This is a genomic window from Enterococcus sp. HMSC061C05 (assembly GCF_001814765.1).
Classification (GTDB): domain Bacteria; phylum Bacillota; class Bacilli; order Lactobacillales; family Enterococcaceae; genus Enterococcus_B; species Enterococcus_B lactis.
Genome location: NZ_KV817750.1, coordinates 79,162 through 94,123, shown reverse-complemented (window position 1 = coordinate 94,123; position 14,962 = coordinate 79,162). Strand labels below are relative to the sequence as shown.

Here is a 14,962-nt window from a genome sequence, read left to right as displayed (position 1 = left end):
AAATCAGCAGCTTGAACGAATACCGAAGGACAGCTGATCAAACATCATTTATTTGAAAAAAAGGAGTATGACGTAAATCAGTCATACTCCTTTTTCTGTGCGTCTTCCATACTTCACTAAGTCGATTCCTCTTGCTTCGCACCAATCCTTCACTGGACCGGAAAAGATGAGAGATTGTTGGTGGAGGGTCGCGATATTCGTTGCGCCGACCATGGTATAAAGCAGACGAAGTTCCTCTTGCCATTGTTTCATTAGCATAATGGTTTCTTCTACGCCATGATTCATCAGGTAAGTCAATACAGTTCCTGAAGTGCCCACTGCTTTTGCGCCTAGACAAAGGGCCTTAAATATGTCATAGGCATTGCGGATACCTCCGGAGGCTAGGATTTCCATAGAAGTGTCTGCTTCATTTGCTTCAAGCAATGAGGCGACTGTCGATTGCCCCCAATCAGCTAGATAATTCAGTTCTCGCTTGGAGCGACGGGCATTTTCAATCTGGGTGAAACTTGTCCCGCTTCGACCGCTGATATCAACTGTATGAACCCCTAAAGAAGCTAAATCATTGATCGTTTCTCTTGTCATGCCAAACCCGACTTCTTTTACGATGAGGGGGACATCAATGGCTGTTTGAATCTCTTGGATAAGTGCTTTCCAGTTAGTAAAATCACGGTCTCCCTCAGGCATGACCAATTCTTGAGGTGCATTCAAATGAATCTGTAAGGCATCTGCGTGAAACAATCGGATAGCTTCTTGGGCTCTTTCGACAGAAGTTCCTGCACCGATGTTGGCAATGATTTTCCCGTGAGGATATTCTTGTCGCACAATTGTATAAGTATCGGCTAAAGAAGGGTCCTTCAAGGCAGCGCTGACTGAACCAGTGGCAATCATCAAATCTGCTTCTCTTGCGACGATTGCAAGATCTTGGTTGATTTTTTTTGTTTTTTCGCTTCCGCCTGTCATCGCATTGATATAAAACGGGCTGCTTAGTGTAAACCCAGCTGCCTGTGTACTTAGATCGACATCAGCAACTGCTGTTTGCGGCAAAGGATTATGAATGACCCGTACGAAATCAAATTCATTTTTTTGCTTATCATGAAAGGCTTTAGCTAGTGAAACATGTTCATCTTTTCGATTCATCTGTTTTCCTTTCTTTGATCGCTATAGACATGTAACGGTAGGGGGGTGATCTCTGCTTTTTCCCATGCACTCATTAAAGGAAGAATGCCAGATTTCTGATCAACGATCACGATGCCGCAATCCCCACCACCTGCACCGGAAGACTTTGCAGCCCCATCATACTGTTCAGCTAAATTACATAATTTGTTCAAAGCAGGCGTTTCGATAACAACTCCGGTGATAGCCGATAAATCATGCAGTAATTGTCGGTTTTTTCGAATCATCTGTTGGATCAACGTAACATTATCTTCTTTAAACCCTTTGATCATTTCGTTGACGCATTCTGTACTATTTTTTAAGAAAAGCTGATAAGCCACCATTTTATCTTCTCTCGAACGGTGAACTTGATCGACCAAATCAGAAGTAGAGGCAGGGCTACCCGTCCAACCAATCAATAAACGTAGATCTTCAGGAGCAATCAATGGTTCAATTGATAGACCAGGCCAATCCATGGCAAGTAACTCACTGATGGAATGCTGAGTTTCTTGTTCTTGGAGCCAAGGATGGTCGAAGGTCGAGAAGGCGATCCAGCCACCATAACAGCTAGCAGCGATGTCGCCGCAAGAACCATTATCTTGAACTGCTAAATTAGCGAGTGCTGCGATCTTGAAAATCTCTAGCTGAGATAAATTCAATGCGTAAAAAACATTCAAGGCTTTGACCGTTGCAACAGTAACGGCGCCGCTAGAACCTAATCCGTATTTCCGACCATTTGAACTGTCTAGCTCGCTTGTTACTTTCAGATCATAAAAGGATAAAAGAATGTTTTTTTCTTGTGCATACTTTTCAGTCAATCGAATAGCAGCAAGGATATAATGAAAAGGATTTTCCCGAATATCTAAAACTAATTCCCCGTTACGTCTTGTCCAACGTACAGGCATCCCGCTATATTGTGCAGATTGGATACTTCCGACTTTTCGTGCGGACTCTACAGTGACTGTCACGAATTGATCGACTGCAGCGATAACTGCCGGATGACCTGTTTCAACAACTGCATATTCTCCGGCAATATAGAGTTTGCCTGGTGCAGATACTTCAATCATAAAAATCTCCCTTTATTCAATAATCGCAATTCCTGGACCAGCGTGGGCAGTAATTACTTGTTCTTTGCTAAATAATTTGGTAAATGTTTCTTGTACCTCAGATAAATGGCTGTTTTCCACTAAAACTTTGACATTAGGGCCAGCATCCATCGTAAAGTAGCATGGAATGCCTTGCTTTCTCAATTGCCGCACCGCATCCATCGCTTTTAAGCTGTCAGGAGACCAGTAAGTGAAAGGTGGTTGGGCAGCTAAAGTCGTTCCGTGCATTTTTAGTCCGTTTCTTTCCATCGTTTCTCCGAGAAGTTGGAAATCTTTTGTTTTGATTGCTTGTTTCAATTGATATAGATCCCCTTCAACGGAATCTAACCAGCCTTGATAAAAACTGGATGTTTCGACTGTCCGACGCATCCCATTTCTGCTAGACACTTCTTTTTTCTGGTCGTTGATCAAAATGAAAACCATTGCTAGCTCGTCTTCGAAAGAATCAGAAGGGACTGGCTTGGCATAAGAGCTTAAGTCATCATGACCTTTTTCCCATTCGACGAAACCACCAAAAATACTTCGGCAAGCTGAACCAGACCCGCGTCGAGCAAATCTTGAAAGAGAAAGATCGTCTAATCCAAGCTTAAGGGCAGTATTACAAGCGCCTGCTAAAGCAGCTAGCCCGCTAGCAGAGGATGCTAATCCGGCTGCGGTAGGAACGAAATTCTGACTGATTACTGAAGCTTTTAGTGAGATGCCGGCTTCTTTACGAAAAAGGTCAAGAAACTGACTAACTTTTTTTGTTGCTTTTTCGTCTTGCAAGGTGTCATCTAGATAAAATTCATCTGCTATATAGCTATCAGAAAAGATGACTTCTGTTTCGGTATAAAATGCATCCAATGTCAACGAAAGACTGTTGTTCATCGGAAGGATGAGTGCTTCATTTTTCTTACCCCAATATTTGATTAGGGCAATGTTGGTATATGCGCGTGCTTTGCCTTTAAACATAGGTATGTACTCCTAATCCTTGTATCCAAGTTTCAGCCGCACCCGCATCTTCAAGTGCTTGACTGATTTCTTGGGCTTTTGTTTTTGTTTGTGCTAATGCAATCATGCAGCCACCGCGTCCGCCACCAGTTAATTTAGCACCTAATGCACCGGTATCTTTAGCTGTTTGGATCAGTAAATCAAGGAAATCGTTGCTGATCGTCAGTTTTTCCAGAAGTGATTGTGATTCATCCATTGTTTGAGCTAACATTTCTGGTGAATTTTCAATGATTGCTTGCTTCGCTTGCTTTGTCAAGTATCCTAATTTTTGGATCATTTGTCCAGTTTCATGTGGTTGTATTTCAAACAGGTGAGCGACATCTTTGACGGCTTCTCTTGTTTGTCCTTTGATTCCTGTATCAGCGACAATCAAAAAAGCATCGATATTCAAAGAAAAATAATCAAAAGGATGCCCTTTTGTAAAATAAATTGGCTGCAAACTGCTAGTAGCGGCTGCATCGATTCCACTAGGATTGCCATGTGCGATTTTTTCCGAAAGTTGTACATTCTCTAATAGTATTTCACGAGACAAAGGAAGTGCTAAGTAATCATAAAAAGCACGAGTGACTGCTGTGGCGACCGCAGCACTTGATCCCATTCCACGTTCAGCAGGAATCGTGCTTTCGATGGTTAGTTGCAAGTTTTTATGGATATCATGCTCTTTTTTTAAATGGATGAATAATTTTTTGATATTTTTTAATGTATGAGGAGCTTCGGCTAAATTTCCTGAATAGTAGGAAGAAACCAATTGATCGTCCATTGCATCCAGCTCTTCAAGGAATGCGGTGACTTTTGTTGCATAAAAAGGAAAGGCAATCGCCGGTTCTCCATAAACAACCGCGTGCTCGCCCATCAAGATAATCTTTCCGCTTGATTCTCCTTGGCCATAGTTTGCCATAATCTAACTCCTTCTCACGTAAAAGTGATTTTTAAGCAAAAAATAAAGCGCCCAAAACGAGTTGCGCTGCTTCACGAAATTTTTTGTCCGCTAAGGGTCTCAAAAAACATTCCTTCTTTATTTTACTAAAATCATCCCAGAAGTAAAACTAAGAATACGTTTTCTAAAGGAAAAACCCTTTTTTCTTAAGAATTTTTTGACCTTTTTTCTTTTTTGACTAGAAAAAAATACAATTGACACTACTAGATATTGGGGGTATATTTAAAAAGGTTGGAGTTAAACACAATATTTAGTGATGAAGTGAGCTGGAGGTAAATGAGCGTGATCGTTTTAGCAGGTACAATTGGTGCCGGAAAATCAAGTTTGACAGAAATGATGGCTGAACACTTTGATAGTCAGGCATTTTATGAATCAATTGATGATAATGAAGTCTTGCCCTTATTTTATGCAAACCCTGAACAGTATGCTTTTTTGTTGCAAATTTATTTTTTGAATAAACGTTTTGCAAGCATCAAACAAGCAATGAAAGATGACAATAATGTATTGGACCGTTCGATTTATGAAGATTCGCTGCTTTTCCATCTAAATGCAGATCTAGGAAGAGCGACGGAAACGGAAGTTCGTGTGTATGATGAACTGCTGGAAAACATGATGGAAGAACTGCCCTATGCTGCCCATAAAAAACACCCGGATTTATTAGTTCATATTCGTGTATCTTTTGATACGATGCTAGAACGGATCGAGAAACGTGGTCGTTCGTATGAACAATTGTCCTTTGACCCAAGTCTGTACGATTATTACAAAGAATTGAACAGACGGTATGATCAATGGTATGAAGAATACAAAGAAAGTCCAAAAATCCAAATCGATGGAGATCGCTATAATTTTGTGGAAGATCCTCAAGCAAAAGAAGAAGTCTTGAAAATGATCGAAGAAAAATTAGCAGAAATCCGCCAAACTGAATTAGCTATTTGATTTAAAGCTACTCAAAAAAGGATGCTCCTTTATTTGAGTAGCTTTTTTCTTTATACTAGAAACAAATATCAGGAGGATGGAGTATGCGGGAAAAACACTATTTTAATCAAGAACGTAATTTTTGGATCAATATACAGCAAGATGATGTGCTAGCTGTTAAAAATTTAAAAGAAGAATATGGCATCAGCGATGAGATGCTGACTTATTCTCTAGATAAAAATGAGCGGGCACGCGTAGAGTATGACTCTTTTGATGAAGCGTTACTACTTGTATCAAATGTCCCGCACCAACAAAAAGTTGATAATCATTACGAAACTAGTCCTATCGCTTTTATTTTAAAAGAAGATGGTTTGTTTACATTTACCACGCCGAATACCGAGTATGTGATTCGACTGATTCGATCACTTTTGGAGCGAATGCCAGACATGAGTGTATACAGTTTATTGTTTCGTACATTATTTTTAATTTCCGATTCCTTTTTTCCTTTAATCGAGGAAGTAAATAGCGAACGTCAACGGCTCAACCTAAAGTTAAGGGAAAAAACAACAAACAAGAATCTACTGCAACTTTCAGATTTAGAGATCGGTTTGGTTTACTTAGTTACAGGAACAAAGCAAAATGTAGTACTTTTGGAACAAATCAAGGCATTGGCCATTTATCGCAAGTTGTCAGAAAAGGAAAAGGAAGAGTTGGACGATGCACTGATCGAAGCACGACAAGCAGTTGAAATGACGAACTTAGCTTCGCAGATTTTAGATCAGCTTTCTGGCACTTATAATAATTTACTGAATAATAATTTAAATGACACGATGAAGTTTTTGACTGTCTGGTCGCTGATCTTGACTGTACCGACTATTGTGACAGGATTTTTCGGGATGAATCTTAAGCTACCATTTACCCATTCCGTTTTCGGATGGGGAATCGCCTTGATCATCAGTCTGGTTTTATCTGTTTGGATGCTCATTGCACTATGGCGGCGGATTCGTTGATCTAGTCTTTGATCTGCAAACCAAGGGCTTGAGCAATCACAAGTGCTTGCTCCTGGTTGACGATCAGTCCTGCCAAATAATCTTGAGATAAAGCAATGGCAGTGAAGAAATTAGTCGTAAAGTCTAATCCCTTCAGAGAAGTTCGGAACCAATTCGAACCAGTTAACTGATTGTCAGACAAAAAAAGATTTTTCCAAGTGACCTCATAAAATTCGCTGTCTTCTAACTGGCAATGATCGAAGGATACGGCTTTCAAGTTTGTGCTGCTAAAGGAAGCCATCGAAGCAATGCAGTCAGTGAAAGTGCAGTCTCTAAGATAACTTTCGGCAAAATTCGTACCTGTTAATTTACATTGATGAAACACGACTTGGTGGAAACTGCCACCAATCCACTCCAGATTGGACAAATCACACTTTTCAAAAATGACATTACTGCATTCAAAATGACGTAAAGCTGTTTTTTGCATGGTCAGTTTTTGGACATGACTCTCTCTTAATACCATATTTTTGGCATCAAGATAGCTTTGATCACCTCCATTGATCAGAAGACCAGAGAGGATTTCTTCATCTTCTAAATAAAAATCTCCTTTTGTCAGAGGAGGAAGAGAAGGTGGGATAGGTTCGATTTTTTTCATTTGGATTCACCTCGTTTTTCTTTAGTATAGCAAAGAAGCGGGAATCACTGCTAGAAAGTCTGCTAGACCAATCATTTTCAGAAAAGGAAGAAAAACTGTATGAAAAACATTGACAGAAGGATTGGTTTTTGCTATACTATGATGGTTGAGAAATAAAAGCAGAAGCACCCGCTTCTCGCCTTAGTTGATAATGTCACTGGGCTAGATAGTTTTCACTGGTTCTATTAGGTGAAGTACGCGCGGGTTCTGTAAGAGAACTCGTTTTTTTATTGCCGTTTATTCGGTAAGCTTTTCTTTCTCTCATAATATTTGGAGGTGAATGACCATAGCAAAGGATATGATGGTTAACGACGGCATTCGTGCACGAGAGTTACGATTGATCGGTTCAGATGGTGAGCAATTAGGAGTTAAGACAAAAGCAGAAGCATTGAATATTGCAGAACAAGCAAACTTGGATCTTGTGTTAGTTGCCCCTGGTGCGAAACCACCAGTTGCGCGAATCATGGACTACGGTAAATACCGTTTCGAACAACAAAAGAAAGACCGCGAAGCGCGTAAAAAACAAAAAGTGATCAATGTAAAAGAAGTTCGCTTAAGTCCTACGATCGACTTGAATGACTTCAATACAAAACTTCGTAATGCACGTAAGTTCTTGGAAAAGGGCGATAAAGTGAAAGCTTCTATCCGTTTCAAAGGCCGTGCCATTACCCATAAAGAAATTGGTCAAAAAGTCTTGAATCGCTTAGCCGAAGAAACTGCTGATATTGCAACAGTGGAACAAAAAGCGAAAATGGACGGACGCAGCATGTTCTTGACGCTGGCACCGAAAAACGACAGTAAGTAATTTGAATGACTAACTGGCTGTTGGACAGCCGATAGTCGGATAACGAAAGATTTTGAGGAGGAAATATAGTCATGCCAAAACAAAAAACACACCGCGGATCAGCAAAACGTTTCAAACGTACTGGTAAAGGCGGATTGAAACGCTTCCGCGCGTTTACAAGTCACCGTTTCCACGGCAAAACAAAAAAACAACGCCGTCAATTGCGTAAAGCAAGCATGGTTTCTAGTGGCGACTTCAAGCGTATTCGCCAACAACTAGCAAAAATGAAATAAGAAGTACAAATAACAGAATCTGAAGATTTATTTTTATTAGGAGGAATTATACATGGCACGTGTTAAAGGTGGAACAGTAACTCGTAAACGTCGTAAAAGAGTGCTAAAATTAGCAAAAGGTTACTACGGTTCAAAACACACTTTATTTAAAACAGCAAAAGAACAAGTAATGAATTCATACAACTACGCATATCGCGATCGTCGTCAAAAGAAACGCGACTTCCGTAAATTGTGGATTGCTCGTATCAACGCAGCAGCTCGTATGAATGGCTTGAGCTACTCAAAATTAATGCACGGTTTGAAAGTTGCTGAAATCGACATCAACCGTAAAATGTTAGCTGACTTGGCTGTTAACGATGCAGTAGCATTTACTGCATTGGCTGACCAAGCAAAAGACGCTTTGGCTAAATAAGCTAAACAATTATAAAGAGGAAAGAAGATAACGAAAAGTTATGTTCTTTCCTCTTTTTTATTTACAATTCTTCACCATATAAAACGGGATAATAGCGTATAAGGCTAAAATAGCATAATTAAGGTTTTTTAATTGAAATCCGAACATTTATGGTCATCCTCTAATGAAAGCGCTAACTTCATAAGTTAGAATGAACTTGACTGATATATTAGTTTGTTTATCAGAAAAATAAAATGGACGGAGGAATAACATGAGTGATATTATTATTGGTATTTTGTTAGTTATCTCATTCTTTTTCATGGTCTGGTACTGTGTAAAGGGCTACAACTTGATGGTCGGTTTTGCCATCATGGCGACTGTATGGATGGGATTAGCGCTAGTCGGAAACACGTTTTCGCCGAACCCGGCGATGGAAGGACAAGGAGTAATTGATGTATTGACGCATATCTATACGACTGGACCTGCTGAGTACGCCAAATCGATCTTGGTAAATGTCTTCTTTGGTGCCTTTTTCGGGCGTGTTCTAGTAGATAGCGGGATAGCAGCCACACTGATTCGTAAAGTAGTCGAACTTGGAGGGGACAAACCAAGAATCACGATGAGTTTGCTGTGTGTTGTAACCGCTGTTATATTCATGTCGATGACAGGAATTGGACCAGTGATTTCTATCGCAGTCATTGTTTTACCGATCTTGATGTCTTTAGGAATCTCAGTACCAGTTGCGCTGTTCTCATTTATGGGCTCGATCATGGCTGGGATCTTTGCTAATATCGTCAACTTCAAACAGTATCAAACGATTTACGCTGGTTTCAACCCAGCAGCTGAAAGCTACACTTATAATGACTATTTCCAAATCGGTATGATTGGGATGGTTGTAAGTTTAGTTGTTGTACTAACGGTGGCTAATATATCAATGAATAAAAAGAAACGCTATGCAATGGCAGCAAATGTACCGGCTGAAGGCGGCGACGCACCAATGATCTCATGGTTAGCCGTATTATTACCAGTTTTAGGGGTCGTTTTGTTAGATCTTCCAATCATCTTAGGTTTTATTCTAGCAGGTATTTGGGCATTGCTGTTTACTGGAAAATTGCGCGGAGGTTATAAAGAAATCTGTCGTCAATTTGCGAAATTATTTACAGATGGCGCAGTCGATGTCGCACCAATGGTCGGTTTCTTGATGACCTTAGCGATGTTCAATAACTCAGCTGCGTACGCTTCTCCTTATTTTTCAGCTATTTTCGGAGATTTGATACCGCAATCACCATTAGTCTTAGCAATCGTATTTGCTATATTGACACCATTAGGATTTTTCCGCGGTCCAATGAATCTAGTCGGTTCAGGATCAGCTATTTTAGCTGTTGTATTAGCTGTGAACCCAACAATGTCGCCAGCCTTTTTGTTCCCATTGTTTGCAATCACAACGATTGCCCCTCAGCATTTAGATATTACACAATCTTGGGTCGCTTGGGGATTAGGGTATACAAAAGTAACGTCTCGAGAATACATGAAGAAATCCATCCCAACTGGTTGGATCATCGGTGCGATCTTATGTTTGATTACATTCTTCTTGTACGGGAACGCCTAGTAAACAAAACGTCGATAGAAATGATTAGATGAATGGAGGAAAAGAAAATGAAACGTTTTGTGCGAATGGGAATTGATGTCGGTGGTACGCATACGAAAGCAGTGGCAATCGATAATGCGACACATGAAATCATCGGAAAGTCTTCAGTGAAAACGACCCACGACGATGTTCGTGGGGTGGCTGCAGGAGTCGTTCAATCTTTTCAAAATTGTTTGCGGGAAAATAATATTAGTCCAGAAGACGTTGTTTTTGTTGCACATTCTACTACGCAAGCGACGAATGCGCTGATTGAAGGGGACGTAGCAAAAGTCGGTGTAATCGGTATGGCAAAAGGTGGATTAGAAGGTTTTTTAGCAAAACGCCAAACTAGATTGAACGATATCGATTTAGGGAATAAGAAAAAAATAGAGATCGTCAATGCATTCTTACCTGTCAAACACTTAAATGTAGACCGTGTTTCAGAAACGATTTCTTCTCTAGAAAGGGAAAGAGCGGAAGTCTTGGTTTCTTCTATGGCATTTGGAGTAGATAATGGGGAACCAGAACGGGTCGTTTATGAAGCAGCATCGGTAAAATCGATCCCTACAACGATGGCTTCTGACATCACAAAATTATATGGATTGACAAGAAGAACTCGGACAGCAGCGATCAATGCGTCTATTTTACCAAAAATGCTAGATACGGCAACATCGACAGAAGACTCTGTACGAGAAGCAGGGGTCAATGTCTCTTTGATGATCATGCGCGGAGACGGCGGAGTAATGGAAATCAATGAAATGAAAAAACGACCTGTTTTAACCATGCTTTCCGGTCCAGCAGCATCAGTCATGGGCTCTTTGATGTACTTGAGAGCGTCTAATGGGGTTTATTTTGAAGTAGGCGGAACGACAACCAATATCGGGGTCATTAAAAATGGACGTCCAGCAATCGATTATTCAATTGTAGGTGGCCACCCAACATATATCTCTTCATTAGATGTTCGGGTTCTAGGTGTGGCAGGCGGTTCGATGGTACGGGCTAATCAGTCAGGAATCATCGATGTCGGTCCACGTTCTGCACATATTGCCGGTCTAGATTATGCAGTATTTACGGAGACAGAAAAAATCAAAGGTCCTAAGGTTGAATTTTTCTCTCCTAAAGAAGGAGACCCTGCTGATTACGTCAAGGTAGTGATGGAAGACGGAGAAGAAGTGACTATTACAAATACATGTGCAGCCAATGTCCTAGGCTTAGTGCAAGAAGAACATTTTTCTTACGGAAATGTCCCATCTGCACGAAAAGCCATACAGGCATTAGCAGACTATTGTCATACGACGATTGAAGACATCGCAGAGCAGATCATGGAAAAATCCTATGCTAAGATTGAACCAGTGATTTTAGAATTGGCAGACAAGTATCACTTGGAGAAAGATCAGATTTCTCTTGTAGGTGTAGGGGGCGGCGCTGCCTCTTTGATTACTTACTTCAGCAATAAAATGGGTGTGAAATATTCTATCCCTGAAAATGCTGAAGTGATCTCTTCTATTGGTGTAGCACTTGCAATGGTCCGAGATGTTGTAGAACGTATCATTCCTTCACCAAGTAAAGAAGATATCCGATCATTGAAAAATGAAGCGATGAATAAGGCGATTGAATCAGGTGCTACACCAGAATCGATCGAAGTCCACGTAGAAATCGATCCACAGACTTCAAAAGTAACGGCTATCGCTACTGGTTCTACGGAAGTGAAAGCAACCGATCTAACCAAGGAGATCACAACAGAAGAAGCATTAGAGCTTGCTGCAGAGGATATGCGATTAAATAAAAATGAAGTTTGCTTATTGGAAAATACACCTTTCTTTTATGTATGCGGCGAACAGAATCGTTCAAAAAATGCTGGAAGTCTTCGGATCATCGACCAAAAAGGATTTATCAAGGTCCAACGTGGACATGCTTCTTGTCTGAAAACAACTGCAGCTAATTATATGGCAGCAGTCGAACAACTTTGGGAAGATATGGCAGTTTATCAAACGGAGTTGATCGCCCGACCAGAATTTTATCTCTGTTTAGGAGCAAGAGTCTCTGATTTTACAGCGACGGATCTGGAACAACTACAGCTTTTGATGGATCTGGAAGTATCTACTATGGAACCAGAGGAAGAAGTGATCGTCGTTGCCGGAAACATCAAACAAACATAAGTTAGAAGAGTTACTAAACGAATTACAACAGATCCCCGAAGAAATTTGGGGATTCTATCAGTTTCAGCGAGATTTGTTTTGGAAAAAGATCCCTTTGTCCAAGCAGAAAATCCTCATACAACAATCAATCGATTGTGGCATCGAAACGGCATGTAGCATCAAAAAAAAGTACCCTTTTGCCGATGTAGGAGAAATTTGTAAACAAATGGCTGTTCCAATCGTTTCCTGTGAATCAGAGCAAATAAACGAACGAATCACTTTTGCAACTTATGCAGAAGATGAAGGGATCCGATTGATGACGGAGCCGTTAGAAAAATTAAAATGTTCAGGACTTACTTCGATCTCTAAAGAAACAGCGCAAGCTTTGATTATTGGACATGAACTATTTCACCACATCGAAGCTTCTGTTAAGGGGATTTATACTCAAAACGAAAAAATTGTGCTATGGCGGCTGCCTTTTTATACACACCAATCAAACATTCGTGCATTGAGCGAGATAGCAGCGATGAGTTTTTCAAAAGAGATGAATCAAAGCCGTTTTTCGCCTTATGTATTAGAGGCAGTCTTGCTTTGGCCATATAATGAAACGCGTAGCCAGGGGATTTTAGAAGAAATAAAAGAAATAGAAAAAAGATGTGCGGAGTATGATTTTGCTCACAAATAAAGAGGTTGTGACAGAAGTGGTCAGCTTCAAGAAATAAGAAGGAATTTACGAAAATGGCTTCTCAAATTTTTGTGACATTTCGGTTTATTTTTCGAAGAAGCTACTTCTGGAACACCGTGTATGAGAGGTTGTGAAAAAGCTGTCCTGCATCAAGTAATAAGAACAGCCAAACAAAAATAGCTCCTCCTATTTTGCCGTTTTTTGAGCTAATATCGAGGAGTTGGCAGGAGAACACTGAAAGGGACTGTGACACGATTTTTGTCACAGTCCCTTTATTTGATGGGTCTTTCCTGAATATCTTCAAAATAATCGGGGTAATTATGAATCACGTATTCTTGCTCTTCGATAATCATATGTAAATGCATCGTACAAAGAAACCCGACTTCATCAAAGTTATGATCAATCATTGATTGAAGCATTGTCTGATGTTCATCCAATACTCGACCCCAATCTAATTCTGAAATCGTCAAACGCAACCATCTGAAACGGTTCAAGTGCGTACTATAACTTTCCAGCCAGTCCCAAATCTCTCGTTTTCCTGCAATTTCATAACAAGTTCGGTGGAAATCAGTATCCAAATCAAAAAAAGCTTTTTTATTTTGAGCGATCACTGCCTGATCGGTTTGTTCTAATATTTTTTCTAGTTTAGCTTGATCTTGCGCTGTCATTTTCGCACTACATTCTTGCAGGATCGGTTTTTCCAGCTTTTCCCGCGTATAACGGGCTAATGAAGCAGATCGGATATCGATTTTTGAAACATAGGTGCCGGACTGTGGAATGGTTTTTACAAGCTCCTGATTACGAAGCTGGATCAGTGCTTCCCGAATAGGTGTGCGCCCGATAGCTAGTTGTTCTTCTAACACTTTATCGGAGATTTTACTTCCAGGTGCTAACTCGGAATAAATGATCTGTTTACGGATAGATTCATAAGCTTGCTGCTGTAAATTATTGATACCCATTAAAACTTCCTTTCTGTGTAAGTATAATCTATTATAACATAAATCGCTTACAAAACGTAGAAAGTAGCTACCGACAATGTGGTGACTATAACAAGTCATAAAAATTATAAAAAATAATGCTATACATTTAAACGAAGTAAAGATACAATCAATCCCAAGATAACGCTTTCTTTCGTAAGCGTAATTAGAAAGATGTTTTGTTAGGTCGATTATTTTATATTATGATCTTACTGCGAGACTGTTATCATTTTTTACAGTAAACATATTCTGGTTTTAACCACATTTTTTTATGTGCTGTCATTAGGTTGATAAAAATAATATTTTAGGAGGGTATATGTTGAAAAAATTGTGTTTCGCTTTAACTTTAGGTATGTTAACTATAGGTACAAGCGTTGTAGCTCAGGCTGACTCTATTTCTGACTATGATACTGATATAGGCAATGCTATTACAGTTGATGAATCTAATGTAAACCACGTCGCTAATGACTTAATAGGGGTTTACCCGAAGTTAAGTAAAGGTTGGAATTATCCTACTTCTGTGTGGAATGTCGCTACACAAGGTCGAATGAATATGCAAGCGTCTTCTCGTGATTATGTATTCAGTGGGTATGTAGAATGAAAAATTCTAAACGTGTAAGAAAATCTTTATTACTTGTAATTTTTTTATTAGTGGGGATAGTAAGTGTTCATTCTGTTTACGGGGAAGAGCAGGACAAACAATTGGAAGGTGATACCCTAAAAATTATTTTTTCTGGTAGCGAGACATCCCCTTTGGAAAATAATTCGTATTTAGAAAAAAGTGAAATTTTGGGTGTTGTGGCGGACAGCACTGTGTTAAAAGTCAGTTATAAGCTCGATAAAGGATATACTTTTTTTGGGTATTTTGTAAGTAAAGAGATTTCAGAAAATGGGAAAGAAGTACTGGTTACTAGATTATACAAAAAAGAATCTTCTAAAACTAACAGTGAAGATGTGACTGGAGAAATTACGATTGATTTATCAAATGTGAACGCTGAAAGTCAGCTACAATTCATCATCAAGTGAATTTTTTCCCTTAGCACGATAAAAATGAGTTAGCCACAACTGTTTTTCAACGTACGAATGTACATGTAGTTAAGATAATGTCGGTGTATAATGTGTAATTGATTTGAAAAAAGGGGAGATGACAAAAAACATATCATCTTCCTTTTTTCAAATAAACGTCAAAAACCAGTTTCTCGGTATGAAGTCAAAATTATGCAAAAAATGTAAGAAACCATTTTCACATCCTCTTATATACGGTGTTCCAGTTTCTTAAAGTTG

At 39.6% G+C, this 14,962-nt stretch carries 16 protein-coding genes and 1 other annotated feature; of the genes, 10 read left to right on the top strand and 6 right to left on the bottom strand.

Annotated features, from left to right (window positions below):
- Nucleotides 1-81: 81 nt before the first annotated feature.
- From fni to mvk, 4 genes are read right to left on the bottom strand one after another with little or no spacing between them, the layout of a single operon-like run.
- A complete protein-coding gene (fni, locus tag HMPREF2988_RS09870; RefSeq protein ID WP_070770568.1) occupies nucleotides 82-1,137 on the bottom strand; it encodes a type 2 isopentenyl-diphosphate Delta-isomerase in 1,056 nt (351 codons plus the stop codon).
- On the bottom strand, nucleotides 1,134-2,219 hold the full coding sequence (locus tag HMPREF2988_RS09865) for a phosphomevalonate kinase (RefSeq protein ID WP_070770567.1): 1,086 nt from the start codon (nucleotides 2,217-2,219) through the stop codon (nucleotides 1,134-1,136). The genes fni and HMPREF2988_RS09865 overlap by 4 nt, the downstream gene beginning before the upstream one ends.
- A gap of 12 nt (nucleotides 2,220-2,231) precedes the next feature.
- Nucleotides 2,232-3,209 carry a diphosphomevalonate decarboxylase gene (gene mvaD, locus HMPREF2988_RS09860; RefSeq protein ID WP_010731799.1) on the bottom strand — a complete coding sequence of 326 codons (978 nt, stop codon included), beginning with the start codon at nucleotides 3,207-3,209 and terminating at the stop codon, nucleotides 2,232-2,234.
- On the bottom strand, nucleotides 3,202-4,146 hold the full coding sequence (mvk, locus tag HMPREF2988_RS09855; protein ID WP_010731800.1) for a mevalonate kinase: 945 nt from the start codon (nucleotides 4,144-4,146) through the stop codon (nucleotides 3,202-3,204). Before mvk ends, mvaD begins: the two co-directional genes overlap by 8 nt.
- Before the next feature lie 315 nt (nucleotides 4,147-4,461).
- Here mvk and HMPREF2988_RS09850 point away from each other — a divergent pair, with 315 nt between their 5' ends.
- Both HMPREF2988_RS09850 and HMPREF2988_RS09845 read left to right on the top strand, forming a co-directional pair.
- Nucleotides 4,462-5,121 carry a deoxynucleoside kinase gene (locus tag HMPREF2988_RS09850; RefSeq protein ID WP_002293362.1) on the top strand — a complete coding sequence of 220 codons (660 nt, stop codon included), beginning with the start codon at nucleotides 4,462-4,464 and terminating at the stop codon, nucleotides 5,119-5,121.
- Nucleotides 5,122-5,204: 83 nt separating this feature from the next.
- On the top strand, nucleotides 5,205-6,110 hold the full coding sequence (locus HMPREF2988_RS09845; RefSeq protein ID WP_002313988.1) for a magnesium transporter CorA family protein: 906 nt from the start codon (nucleotides 5,205-5,207) through the stop codon (nucleotides 6,108-6,110).
- Between the two features lies 1 nt (nucleotide 6,111).
- Here the strand turns inward: HMPREF2988_RS09845 and HMPREF2988_RS09840 are convergent, their stop codons facing one another.
- On the bottom strand, nucleotides 6,112-6,744 hold the full coding sequence (locus HMPREF2988_RS09840; protein WP_010722337.1) for a pentapeptide repeat-containing protein: 633 nt from the start codon (nucleotides 6,742-6,744) through the stop codon (nucleotides 6,112-6,114).
- A gap of 150 nt (nucleotides 6,745-6,894) precedes the next feature.
- Nucleotides 6,895-7,020, top strand: a sequence feature (ribosomal protein L20 leader region).
- Between the two features lie 43 nt (nucleotides 7,021-7,063).
- Between HMPREF2988_RS09840 and infC the strand changes: the two genes are divergently transcribed.
- The 6 genes from infC to HMPREF2988_RS09810 all read left to right on the top strand — a co-directional run bounded on the left by infC (nucleotide 7,064) and on the right by HMPREF2988_RS09810 (nucleotide 12,701).
- The gene (gene infC / locus HMPREF2988_RS09835; RefSeq protein ID WP_002293357.1) at nucleotides 7,064-7,588 is read left to right on the top strand and encodes a translation initiation factor IF-3; all 525 of its coding nucleotides are present in this window, start codon (nucleotides 7,064-7,066) and stop codon (nucleotides 7,586-7,588) included.
- Between the two features lie 71 nt (nucleotides 7,589-7,659).
- Complete coding sequence (rpmI, locus tag HMPREF2988_RS09830; protein ID WP_002289309.1) at nucleotides 7,660-7,860, top strand: 50S ribosomal protein L35; 201 nt, start codon at nucleotides 7,660-7,662, stop codon at nucleotides 7,858-7,860.
- 52 nt (nucleotides 7,861-7,912) lie between these two features.
- Nucleotides 7,913-8,272, top strand: a complete 360-nt coding sequence (gene rplT, locus HMPREF2988_RS09825) for a 50S ribosomal protein L20 (RefSeq protein WP_070770566.1) — start codon at nucleotides 7,913-7,915, stop codon at nucleotides 8,270-8,272.
- Between the two features lie 250 nt (nucleotides 8,273-8,522).
- On the top strand, nucleotides 8,523-9,860 hold the full coding sequence (locus HMPREF2988_RS09820) for a hypothetical protein (RefSeq protein ID WP_002329694.1): 1,338 nt from the start codon (nucleotides 8,523-8,525) through the stop codon (nucleotides 9,858-9,860).
- 47 nt (nucleotides 9,861-9,907) lie between these two features.
- Nucleotides 9,908-12,037: a hydantoinase/oxoprolinase family protein gene (locus HMPREF2988_RS09815; protein WP_002315613.1), complete on the top strand. Its 2,130-nt coding sequence runs from the start codon at nucleotides 9,908-9,910 to the stop codon at nucleotides 12,035-12,037.
- Entirely contained in the window at nucleotides 12,012-12,701 is a 690-nt protein-coding gene (locus tag HMPREF2988_RS09810; RefSeq protein WP_070770565.1) for a hypothetical protein, read from the top strand. Before HMPREF2988_RS09815 ends, HMPREF2988_RS09810 begins: the two co-directional genes overlap by 26 nt.
- A gap of 272 nt (nucleotides 12,702-12,973) precedes the next feature.
- Here the strand turns inward: HMPREF2988_RS09810 and HMPREF2988_RS09805 are convergent, their stop codons facing one another.
- Nucleotides 12,974-13,660, bottom strand: a complete 687-nt coding sequence (locus HMPREF2988_RS09805; RefSeq protein WP_002312480.1) for a GntR family transcriptional regulator — start codon at nucleotides 13,658-13,660, stop codon at nucleotides 12,974-12,976.
- Between the two features lie 334 nt (nucleotides 13,661-13,994).
- On the opposite strand from HMPREF2988_RS09805, the gene HMPREF2988_RS09800 reads away from it, so the two are divergent.
- A complete protein-coding gene (locus HMPREF2988_RS09800) occupies nucleotides 13,995-14,279 on the top strand; it encodes a hypothetical protein (protein WP_070770564.1) in 285 nt (94 codons plus the stop codon).
- Entirely contained in the window at nucleotides 14,276-14,704 is a 429-nt protein-coding gene (locus tag HMPREF2988_RS09795) for a hypothetical protein (protein ID WP_070770563.1), read from the top strand. Before HMPREF2988_RS09800 ends, HMPREF2988_RS09795 begins: the two co-directional genes overlap by 4 nt.
- Nucleotides 14,705-14,962: the final 258 nt, after the last annotated feature.

Bases quoted from the DNA above. Each gene is read 5' to 3' on its own strand.
- fni (WP_070770568.1), bottom strand. From the start codon at position 1,137: ATGAATCGAAAAGATGAACATGTTTCACTAGCTAAAGCCTTTCATGAT.
- infC (WP_002293357.1), top strand. From the start codon at position 7,064: ATGACCATAGCAAAGGATATGATGGTTAACGACGGCATTCGTGCACGA.
- HMPREF2988_RS09840 (WP_010722337.1), bottom strand. From the start codon at position 6,744: ATGAAAAAAATCGAACCTATCCCACCTTCTCTTCCTCCTCTGACAAAA.
- HMPREF2988_RS09795 (WP_070770563.1), top strand. From the start codon at position 14,276: ATGAAAAATTCTAAACGTGTAAGAAAATCTTTATTACTTGTAATTTTT.
- HMPREF2988_RS09805 (WP_002312480.1), bottom strand. From the start codon at position 13,660: ATGGGTATCAATAATTTACAGCAGCAAGCTTATGAATCTATCCGTAAA.
- mvk (WP_010731800.1), bottom strand. From the start codon at position 4,146: ATGGCAAACTATGGCCAAGGAGAATCAAGCGGAAAGATTATCTTGATG.
- HMPREF2988_RS09815 (WP_002315613.1), top strand. From the start codon at position 9,908: ATGAAACGTTTTGTGCGAATGGGAATTGATGTCGGTGGTACGCATACG.
- HMPREF2988_RS09845 (WP_002313988.1), top strand. From the start codon at position 5,205: ATGCGGGAAAAACACTATTTTAATCAAGAACGTAATTTTTGGATCAAT.
- HMPREF2988_RS09865 (WP_070770567.1), bottom strand. From the start codon at position 2,219: ATGATTGAAGTATCTGCACCAGGCAAACTCTATATTGCCGGAGAATAT.
- HMPREF2988_RS09820 (WP_002329694.1), top strand. From the start codon at position 8,523: ATGAGTGATATTATTATTGGTATTTTGTTAGTTATCTCATTCTTTTTC.
- rplT (WP_070770566.1), top strand. From the start codon at position 7,913: ATGGCACGTGTTAAAGGTGGAACAGTAACTCGTAAACGTCGTAAAAGA.
- rpmI (WP_002289309.1), top strand. From the start codon at position 7,660: ATGCCAAAACAAAAAACACACCGCGGATCAGCAAAACGTTTCAAACGT.
- mvaD (WP_010731799.1), bottom strand. From the start codon at position 3,209: ATGTTTAAAGGCAAAGCACGCGCATATACCAACATTGCCCTAATCAAA.
- HMPREF2988_RS09800 (WP_070770564.1), top strand. From the start codon at position 13,995: ATGTTGAAAAAATTGTGTTTCGCTTTAACTTTAGGTATGTTAACTATA.
- HMPREF2988_RS09850 (WP_002293362.1), top strand. From the start codon at position 4,462: ATGAGCGTGATCGTTTTAGCAGGTACAATTGGTGCCGGAAAATCAAGT.